Here is an 8,684-nt window from a genome sequence, read left to right as displayed (position 1 = left end):
AGCCCAAGAGGATAAACCAAACTCTTTATCAACTTTTTTCTTTTTATTTGTCATTAGTTATTAGTCTTTAGGCGTTAGTGTTTTTGTCATTAGACTTCAAATATTTTTGAAGACCTGATGTCATTTTTGACAATTCTTCAAGTCGTAACCTGTTATTATAGTCATCATCTTCACTTAAATAATTTAATCTTTTAGCAATAGTTGAACAGACAACACATTCTTTTATGGAGCCATTGGAAATATTTAAAAACCTATTGAATTGTGCATTGGTGTCTCCCGAACCTTCTGCTATATTCAATGCAATAGAAATTGATGCTCTTTTAAATTGTGAGCTTAAAGCGTAATCTTCGTTTTTAGGAAAATTATTTGTTGCCTTATATGTAATATCAATAAAATCTAATGCTTTTTGATATACTTTTAAATCTTCGAAACTGAATTTAATCTCTTTCATAATTTTTAGTATTATTTTTCTACAAACTAAAGTCTAAAAACTAATTACTGGTTAGAATTTTAACTTCTTGACCATCTTTTACGCTACGAGCACCTTCGTCAATAATTTCTTCATCATTTTCAATACCCGATAATACTTCAATATAATCACCTTGTGTTCTACCTGTTTCAATAATTTCGCGTTTTACTGTGCCTTTATTGCCTGATTTATTAATTATGGTGTAAACATATTGTTGGCCTTCAGCATTTTCAGAAATAATACTTAGCGGAATTAATAAAGCATTATTATTAGTATAATCGTTAATTTTAAGTTTTGCCGTTAGGTTAGGTTTTATGCTTTTATCTTTATTAGGGACTGCCACTTCTATTTTAAATGTTCGGTTTGCAGGATTAATAAAGTTTCCTGCTTGTCTAATTTTTGCATCTATAGTTTTTCCTAAAATGGGAAACTCTACTTTAACACTTTTGTTTACAGTTACATTAGTAACATAGCTTTCTGGCACATCTGTTTCAATATACATATTGTCAAGATTTACAATACGCATTAATTGCGATTGACCTGCGCCAACAACACTACCTTGCTCTGTAATAACATCGTCTATAGTTCCAGAAAATGGTGCTCTAACAACCGTTTTTGCTATTTGTTGTTTTATTTGGCTTACGGCTTGTGCTTGCGCTTCGTAATTAGATTTTGCCTGTAAATACTGGAGTTCGCTACCAATTTTCTGATTCCATAAACGCTCTTGACGCTCATAAGTAGTTTTAGATAAATTGGTTTGTATTTGTGCTTGTGCTAATTGTTGGCTCAATCCGCCATCATCAATTTTTGCTAATATTTGTCCTTTGTTTACGCGTTGTCCTTCTTTTACATACACCTTGGTAAGTACACCACTAAATTCTGGATATATTACTAAAAGATTTTTGGTACTAACATTACCTTGTAATTCTAAATAATGTGTAAACACTTCTTGTTTAGCTTTAAATGTAGTAATTAAAGGTACTTTTTTTGTAGTGTCTAAAACAGCAATTCTATTGTCTAATTGTTTTAATTGTTCAGCAATTTTTTGTTGTTCTGCAACAACTTCTGCTCTTTTTAAGCGGATATTTTCTAAATTATCTGAAGCAACTACAGCTTCAATAGATTGCTTTTTACCTTCTCCACACGAGGCAAAAAGAAGTGTAACGATTAGTAATGAATAAATATATTTCATGTTTAGTGTTTTTCTGATTTGTTGATTGATTTTCATATTTGATTTAATACCGTTTCTAACGCTGCTTTTTTGTTAACTACATCAAGCATTGCTTGAAGAAACTCTTGCTGTGCTGTGTATAATTGAGTTTGCGCTTGTCTTAATTCAAAACTGGTTGTAATACCTTCAAAAAACTTGGTTTGATTTTTTTGTTCAATACGTTCAGCGAGGTTTAAATTTTGTTTTTTATTATCATAATCTTCAATAGCAAATTGATAATCACTTTTTGCCGATGCTATTTGAAGCTTTAATTTTTGTTCGGTTTCAGTTAAAGTTTCTTTAGCTTTTTCAAGGTTTATTTTGGCGCGTTGTGTTGCTGCACTCCTTCCACCAGAGCTAAAAATAGGAATGTTCATGCTTACACCTAACAATGATGAGCCAAACCATTTTTGGTCATGCTTTAAAAAATGGAAATCCTCATTATTTCCAGAATAACCAGCATTAACAAAGCCTCTTAAAGTTGGTAGTGCTTTGCTTTGTTCTAGCTTTACAAGAAGTGTTTTTGCTTTTTCATCGTTTTTAGAAATCTTATAGTCAATAGTGTTTTCAATATTGTCTTCAGCGTTTAGCAATTCTAAAACTATATGCTGTGCCGTTAAGGTTTCTAAATTGTCAGTCAAAATGGTATTAGCATTTAAATCAGTTCCCAACGTAATGTTTAACATTTGATATGCCAAAGTTTTTAAACGTGATGTGTTTTTTAAGTTGCTCTCTACTCCAGAAAGTGTAATTTGTAACTGCTCTACACTTTCTTCGTCACCCAATCCGTTTTCGTAAATTTTAGTTATTTCATGAAGATTTTTCTTTAAAACGGTAATATTGCGTTCTAAAATTTTTACACTTTCTTCAGCAAGAAGTACATTTCCGTAAGCATTAATAACCGCTTTTCTAACCTCTAAATTGGTTTTCTCTTTTGCGTTTTTTGAAATTTCTAAAAATACTTTAGCTGATTGTAAACCAACAAGATAAGAGCCATCAAAAATTAATTGTTCTAACTTAACAGTACCATTCATGGTTTGCTTCGTGCCAAAAGTAACTTCGGCAAACTCGCCTGTATTGCCTCCAAAAAATTCTGCTGGTATTAAAGATACTTGTTGTTTTAGCCAATTATTATAATCTATACTGGCACTAATTTGTGGTAACCCAATTGTTGTGGTTTCCCATTTTTGCTTTTCTGCAGCTTTAATATCTAGTGCTGCCATTTTAGAAGTTCTATTATTTTCTATAGCATAATCTATAGCTTCTTGTAAAGAAAAACTAAGTATATTCTCTTGTGAGAATATAATAATAGAATGGAATAAACTAAAAATTAATATTAGTTTGTTTTTCATTTTTATGATTGATTTGATGTTATAAATTGATTTAATATATCTAGACCTTTAGGCGTGCAAATACCACGTAAATGGTATTCTAAATAATTACTCATAAGCATATTCATTGAGAACTTTTTAAGCGGAAACAAGTCTTTATCTTTTATAGCTATCATGGTATTAAAATATATTCTAGCTATAAAATCTACATCAATAGTATCTCTATATAAACCTTGTGCAATACCTCTATTTAAGTTTTCTGTAACACAGGTTTGCATCACTTCAAACTGTTTGATTTTTAGCGAATTAAATATTTTTGGATAATATTTTTGTAGTTGATATTGAGGAGACGATTTTTCATCTTTTAAATGCTCCATAACAAATTGTTTAATGCAGTAAATTTCCTCTATCGGGTTTTTTTCTAGTGCACAAATATGGTCAATGCCACAAGAAATAGATTGAAACAGGTTAAGTGTTGTAATCTCAACTAGTTTTGTTTTATTATCAAAATGTTGGTAAATGGTTTTTTTAGAGACACCCAAAGCATTAGCAATATCATCCATTGTCACGCTTTTAAACCCATAGTTTAAAAACAAATCTGTTGCGCCTAATAATATTTTTTCTCTCATAATTGGCAGCAAAATTACAATAGGAAACTTTAAAAACCTAAAAAGTTTCCTAAGTTTTAATGTTTTTTTAACATATCCTTTTACATTGAAGTTTTTAATTATGATGAATTACTCTATTTTTGTTTGATGCATTCCATAGAAAAATACAGAGAAGAGTTTGTTGATTTTTTAGAAGAATATTCAACTATAAAAGAACCTCAAACCTTATATAGCCCAATTCAGTATATCCTAAGTTTAGGTGGTAAAAGGTTGAGACCCGTTTTAACATTAATGACTGCCGATATTTTTAATAATGATTACAAAAAAGCATTACATGCAGCACTAAGTATAGAAGTATTCCATAATTTTTCTTTGGTTCATGATGATATTATGGATGATGCCCCATTGCGTCGCGGAGAAAAAACAGTACATGAAAAATGGAATGTTAACACCGCTATACTTTCTGGTGATGCTATGCTAATTATGGCCTATCAATTATTTGAGAATTATGAGGCTAATACGTTTCAAGCTTTAGCTAAGTTGTTTAGCAAAACCGCTTTAGAGGTTTGCGAAGGTCAGCAATACGATGTAGATTTTGAAACTAAAGAAAATGTAACGCTTAACCAGTATTTAAAAATGATTGAATACAAAACAGCTGTTTTGGTTGGTGCGGCCATGAAAATGGGGGCTATTGTTGCAGGAGCATCAAAAGATGACCAAAATAATATTTACGACTTTGGTAAAAACTTAGGCATTGCTTTCCAATTACAAGACGATTATTTAGATGCTTTTGGAGATCCAGAAACCTTTGGTAAACAAGTTGGTGGAGATATTATTGAAAACAAAAAAACCTATCTGTATATAAAAGCACTTGAGTTTTCAAATGAAAATGATAAAGCACAATTGCAAAAGTTGTTTAGTAATAATGCTGATACATCAGAAAACAAAGTAGAAGTAGTAAAACAAATTTTTAAAGTCTCAGGTTCTGCGGAAGCTACAAAAAAAGCCATAGAATATTACACAAAAAGAGCGTTTTTGATTCTGGAATTGTTAAATATTTCTGATGATAAAAAAACACTTCTTAAAAACTTTGGACATAGTTTAATGAATAGAAGCGTATAATGCAATTACCAGCTACTTTTGATGCTTTAATTGAAGAAGCAAATCAATTAAATCTGTATCATAAATTGGTAAAACAACTTAATAAAGATTTTTTATTGGCTAATGTCGATTTAGATTTTCATGAAGACATTTTACCAACAAGTTTAAAATTACTACTACACGAAACCGTGTATAAACTTATTCAAGAGAAATTTACCGAGTACTTAAACTTACTTTACATTATTGATGTTCCTGAAAAAGCGGTTAAAGCTTTAAATGGGGAAGATGTCCTTAAATTATCTGAAGATGTAACATTTTTAATTTTAAAAAGAGAATGGCAAAAAGTTTGGTTTAAAAATCATTATTAAAATTTAATTAAGATAAATTTGTCCTAATTAAAACATCTTTGTATCTTTGTACTTAAATAGAGAAGTTATATGTTTTCAAAAGCTTGCGAGTATGGTATTAAGGCAGCAATATTTATTGCAATAAAATCTTATGAAGGTAAGCGAGTAAGTCCTAAAGAAATAGCTTTAGAGATAAACTCTCCCCAAGCATTTACTGCTAAAATATTACAAGCATTAGTTAAACATGATATTGTTTGTTCTATTAAAGGAGCGCATGGCGGATTTGAAATTGACAGTAGCAATATTAGTAAAATCAAGTTGGCACAAATTGTTAATGCCATTGATGGAGATAGTATATATAAAGAGTGTGGTTTGGGTTTACATAAATGTGATGAAGATCACCCGTGTCCTGTTCACGATAAATTCAAAGCTATTCGAGAAGAGTTAAAGTACATGCTAGAAAATACAAGTTTAGAAGAATTGGCACTCAATATAAAATCGGGAGCCGCATTTTTAAAGGTTTAAAAAATTTGAATATAAATAGGATAAAATTATCCGAAATAAACAATTAATCATGGTAACATTACAAAAAAATTCAGAAAAACAAATCGGGCAATTTGTAGCCGAGGATTATAGAACTGCAGCAGTTTTTTCAAAATATAAAATAGATTTTTGCTGCAATGGTAATAGAAGTATTAATGAAGCTTGCGAAAAAAAAGGAATAGATAGCAATGCTTTATTAGATGAACTGCATAGTGTTTTAAACAATAAAGGAGGCGAATCTATAGATTATAAATCGTGGCCATTAGATTTATTAATCGATTATATTGAAAAAAAACACCACCGCTACGTTGAAGAAAAAATTCCCGTGTTACGTCAATTTTTAGACAAATTATGTCGCGTTCATGGCGAAAGACACCCAGAACTATTTAAAATAAATGAATTATTTACAGCTTCGGCAGGCGAGTTGGCAGCACATATGAAAAAAGAGGAACTTATATTATTCCCTTTTGTAAAAAAAATGGTGAATGCTACATTAGAGCAAGGCGCTGTGCAATCTCCACAGTTTGGAACCGTTGAAAATCCAATCGCTATGATGATGCAAGAACACGATAACGAAGGTGAGCGTTTTAGACAAATTGCTGAACTTACAGATAATTATAATCCGCCAGCAGATGCATGCAACACATACAGAGTAACCTTTGCTATGTTGGAAGAATTTGAAAAAGATTTACACTTACATATTCATTTAGAAAACAATATTTTATTCCCTAAAGCTATAAAGCTAGAACAACAATTTGAATAATAGCAAGCACTAAAAATAACTTAGGTGAAATAGAAAAATCTTGGAAAGTTCTCCCTAAAACATTCTAGGATTTTTTGTTTATAATTGTTATAAAAGGTAATAAGCGTTTTATTTTGGTAATTTTAAAACACAAAAGTAAAATACCAAGAATGTCTAAAAAACTTACTGTTATTTGTCTGATTAATTTTTTAATAGCCGCCTTAATGGGTTTGGCGTTGCGTTATTCGTTTGTAGGAAACATTGGTGTAAATTATCGCTTTTTAACGCACGCTCATTCGCATGTTGCCATGTTGGGTTGGGTATATTTAATGCTGTTTACATTAATTGTACATTATTTTATTCCTAATAAAAAACCTGTTTTTAATAAACTATTTTGGATTACAGAATTTGCTGTAATCGGGATGATGCTTAGTTTTCCTTTTCAGGGTTACGCAGTAATTTCTATTTCTTTTTCAACATTACATATTTTTTGTAGCTATTACTTTGTGTATTTGGTTTGGAAATACCATAAAACAGAATCATTAGTAACTCAATATTTACTTAAAACCGCGCTAATATTTATGGTGCTATCCACCTTTGGTGTTTGGTGTTTAGGGCCAGCAGTTTCTATGCTTGGGCAAACTTCAGCTTTTTATCAAATAGCGATACAATTCTTTTTGCATTTTCAGTTTAACGGTTGGTTTTTAATTGCTGTTATCGCTGTGTTTTTTCATTTGTTTCAGGTTGAATACTCAAAGTTATTTAGGTGTTTTTTCAAGCTATTAATTGTATCAACCATTCTTACTTTAGCCTTACCAGTTCAATGGTTTGCTCCTCATAATTTACTGTTTTATTTTAATGGTTTTGGTACGATACTTCAGCTTATAATGGGATATTTCTTTGTAAAATTAATTCAACCGAAATTTTTTGCGGTATTAAAACAACAATCAAGATTTGTTTTATATCTGTATTGGTTTTCAATTTTCTGTTTTGCATTAAAAATAGGTATGCAATTATTAGCATTGTTTCCAGAGTTTTCACAAATAGTTTATACACACAGAAACTTAGTTATTGGGTTTATTCACCTTTTAATGCTTGGTGTTATTACTGGGTTTTTGTTTTCGTTTATTTTACAAAGCACATTAGTAACTTATACTAAAAGCCTTTATATTGGTGTTTATACTTTTATTTTTGGATTTATTTTAACAGAATTATTACTAGCAATTCAAGGTATGAGGTTTTATTTTGGTAACGGATTGCTTCCAAATTACTACCTATTGCTTTTTCTTTTCAGTATATTATTACCTTTAGGAATTACCTTTTTATTATTCAATATTATAACATGTAAAAAATCATGCAACACAAACCACAAAAGCGACATAAAGCATTACAACCATTAAGTAGAGAGCACCACCATGGATTGCTTTTATCTTGGAAAATAAGATCTGGGTTCAGTAAAAATATTGAACCAAAACGTATAAAAACTTATGCTGATTGGTTTTATGAAACCCATTTAGTTCCTCATTTTGAAATGGAAGAAAAGCATATTTTCACTATTCTAAAAGAAGATAATGATCATATTAAAAGAGCTATGGCAGACCACAGGCGATTAAAACGTTTATTCACAAAACAGGATGATGAGGCAAAAGCTTTAAGTAAGATTGAAGAAGAATTAGACAAGCATATTCGATTTGAAGAACGTGTGCTGTTTCCAGAAATACAAAAAGTGGCTACGGAAAGTCAATTGGCTTTAATTGAAGAGATCCATAAAGAAGAGGACTTTGAGGATAAGATTGATGATGAGTTTTGGAAATAAGTTTATAGGTTTCGGACTGTACTTCAACTACGCTCAATGTAACATGCTTAACCTGACATATTCAAATAAAGACCAGCAACCCAATTCCAAAAAATAAAATAAACCCAACAATTATTATTTTCCAAAATAAATGCGCTTTTTTTATTTCCATGAACTGAAATGCAATACCAAAGAACTTTAAAGTTGATAATATTAAAATAATCAGTACAACATATTTGCTCTCAAGTTTAGAAACCAAAGCAGAAGTAATTGTAAGCACAATTAAAATAATCCATGTTATAGTTGCTGTTTTATTCATATTAGAAAAGTAAATAAATTACTGGAAAAAGCATCATCCAAATTAAATCGCACATGTGCCAAAAAGCACCACTAGCTTCAATATCTTCAATTTTTGTAGTGGAGTTTTCTTTTCGTATTCCAAAATAAACTGATGCTAAAATAACCAAGCCAACCAACACGTGAATCACATGAAACAGGGTAAGCATCCAATAAAACGTAAAGAATGTATTGTATCCTA

At 30.4% G+C, this 8,684-nt stretch carries 12 protein-coding genes; 6 read left to right on the top strand and 6 right to left on the bottom strand.

The window, feature by feature from the left end; genetic code table 11:
• Positions 1-67: 67 nt before the first annotated feature.
• Genes AADI82_RS11295 through AADI82_RS11280 form a run of 4 tightly spaced genes read right to left on the bottom strand, consistent with a single transcriptional unit; the run spans position 68 to position 3,639 of the window.
• Positions 68-451, bottom strand: coding sequence for a four helix bundle protein (locus AADI82_RS11295; RefSeq protein ID WP_034042750.1), 384 nt, complete (start codon positions 449-451; stop codon positions 68-70).
• Between the two features lie 40 nt (positions 452-491).
• Positions 492-1,661, bottom strand: a complete 1,170-nt coding sequence (locus AADI82_RS11290; RefSeq protein WP_341216541.1) for an efflux RND transporter periplasmic adaptor subunit — start codon at positions 1,659-1,661, stop codon at positions 492-494.
• A 32-nt stretch (positions 1,662-1,693) separates the two neighbouring features.
• A complete protein-coding gene (locus tag AADI82_RS11285; protein WP_341216540.1) occupies positions 1,694-3,031 on the bottom strand; it encodes a TolC family protein in 1,338 nt (445 codons plus the stop codon).
• A gap of 2 nt (positions 3,032-3,033) precedes the next feature.
• Positions 3,034-3,639 carry a TetR/AcrR family transcriptional regulator gene (locus AADI82_RS11280; RefSeq protein ID WP_341216539.1) on the bottom strand — a complete coding sequence of 202 codons (606 nt, stop codon included), beginning with the start codon at positions 3,637-3,639 and terminating at the stop codon, positions 3,034-3,036.
• A gap of 126 nt (positions 3,640-3,765) precedes the next feature.
• Between AADI82_RS11280 and AADI82_RS11275 the strand changes: the two genes are divergently transcribed.
• The 6 genes from AADI82_RS11275 (at position 3,766) to AADI82_RS11250 (ending at position 8,167) form a co-directional block, all read left to right on the top strand.
• A complete protein-coding gene (locus AADI82_RS11275) occupies positions 3,766-4,740 on the top strand; it encodes a polyprenyl synthetase family protein (RefSeq protein ID WP_341216538.1) in 975 nt (324 codons plus the stop codon).
• Positions 4,740-5,087 (top strand): hypothetical protein, encoded by a 348-nt coding sequence (locus tag AADI82_RS11270; protein WP_341216537.1) that lies wholly within the window; start codon positions 4,740-4,742, stop codon positions 5,085-5,087. The genes AADI82_RS11275 and AADI82_RS11270 overlap by 1 nt, the downstream gene beginning before the upstream one ends.
• Before the next feature lie 69 nt (positions 5,088-5,156).
• Entirely contained in the window at positions 5,157-5,591 is a 435-nt protein-coding gene (locus tag AADI82_RS11265) for an Rrf2 family transcriptional regulator (RefSeq protein ID WP_341216536.1), read from the top strand.
• Positions 5,592-5,640: 49 nt separating this feature from the next.
• The gene (gene ric / locus AADI82_RS11260) at positions 5,641-6,372 is read left to right on the top strand and encodes an iron-sulfur cluster repair di-iron protein (protein ID WP_341216535.1); all 732 of its coding nucleotides are present in this window, start codon (positions 5,641-5,643) and stop codon (positions 6,370-6,372) included.
• Between the two features lie 149 nt (positions 6,373-6,521).
• Complete coding sequence (locus AADI82_RS11255) at positions 6,522-7,751, top strand: hypothetical protein (RefSeq protein WP_341216534.1); 1,230 nt, start codon at positions 6,522-6,524, stop codon at positions 7,749-7,751.
• Complete coding sequence (locus tag AADI82_RS11250) at positions 7,706-8,167, top strand: hemerythrin domain-containing protein (protein ID WP_341216533.1); 462 nt, start codon at positions 7,706-7,708, stop codon at positions 8,165-8,167. The genes AADI82_RS11255 and AADI82_RS11250 overlap by 46 nt, the downstream gene beginning before the upstream one ends.
• Positions 8,168-8,228: 61 nt before the next feature.
• Here AADI82_RS11250 and AADI82_RS11245 read toward each other — a convergent pair whose 3' ends face one another.
• Together AADI82_RS11245 and AADI82_RS11240 are read right to left on the bottom strand one after the other, a co-directional pair.
• Entirely contained in the window at positions 8,229-8,465 is a 237-nt protein-coding gene (locus tag AADI82_RS11245) for a cytochrome C oxidase subunit IV family protein (protein WP_341216532.1), read from the bottom strand.
• 1 nt (position 8,466) lies between these two features.
• The coding region (locus AADI82_RS11240) for a cytochrome c oxidase subunit 3 (RefSeq protein ID WP_341216531.1) at positions 8,467-8,684 on the bottom strand (218 nt) is incomplete at its 5' end.

This window comes from uncultured Wocania sp., assembly GCF_964021735.1.
GTDB lineage: Bacteria > Bacteroidota > Bacteroidia > Flavobacteriales > Flavobacteriaceae > Wocania_A.
Note: the sequence above shows the minus strand (reverse complement) of the source record. Positions and strands in the feature narration are given on the sequence as shown.

Coding starts and splice junctions, on each gene's coding strand:
- AADI82_RS11275 (WP_341216538.1), top strand. CDS start 3,766: ATGCATTCCATAGAAAAATACAGAGAAGAGTTTGTTGATTTTTTAGAA.
- AADI82_RS11250 (WP_341216533.1), top strand. CDS start 7,706: ATGCAACACAAACCACAAAAGCGACATAAAGCATTACAACCATTAAGT.
- AADI82_RS11245 (WP_341216532.1), bottom strand. CDS start 8,465: ATGAATAAAACAGCAACTATAACATGGATTATTTTAATTGTGCTTACA.
- AADI82_RS11280 (WP_341216539.1), bottom strand. CDS start 3,639: ATGAGAGAAAAAATATTATTAGGCGCAACAGATTTGTTTTTAAACTAT.
- ric (WP_341216535.1), top strand. CDS start 5,641: ATGGTAACATTACAAAAAAATTCAGAAAAACAAATCGGGCAATTTGTA.
- AADI82_RS11295 (WP_034042750.1), bottom strand. CDS start 451: ATGAAAGAGATTAAATTCAGTTTCGAAGATTTAAAAGTATATCAAAAA.
- AADI82_RS11265 (WP_341216536.1), top strand. CDS start 5,157: ATGTTTTCAAAAGCTTGCGAGTATGGTATTAAGGCAGCAATATTTATT.
- AADI82_RS11290 (WP_341216541.1), bottom strand. CDS start 1,661: ATGAAATATATTTATTCATTACTAATCGTTACACTTCTTTTTGCCTCG.
- AADI82_RS11270 (WP_341216537.1), top strand. CDS start 4,740: ATGCAATTACCAGCTACTTTTGATGCTTTAATTGAAGAAGCAAATCAA.
- AADI82_RS11255 (WP_341216534.1), top strand. CDS start 6,522: ATGTCTAAAAAACTTACTGTTATTTGTCTGATTAATTTTTTAATAGCC.
- AADI82_RS11285 (WP_341216540.1), bottom strand. CDS start 3,031: ATGAAAAACAAACTAATATTAATTTTTAGTTTATTCCATTCTATTATT.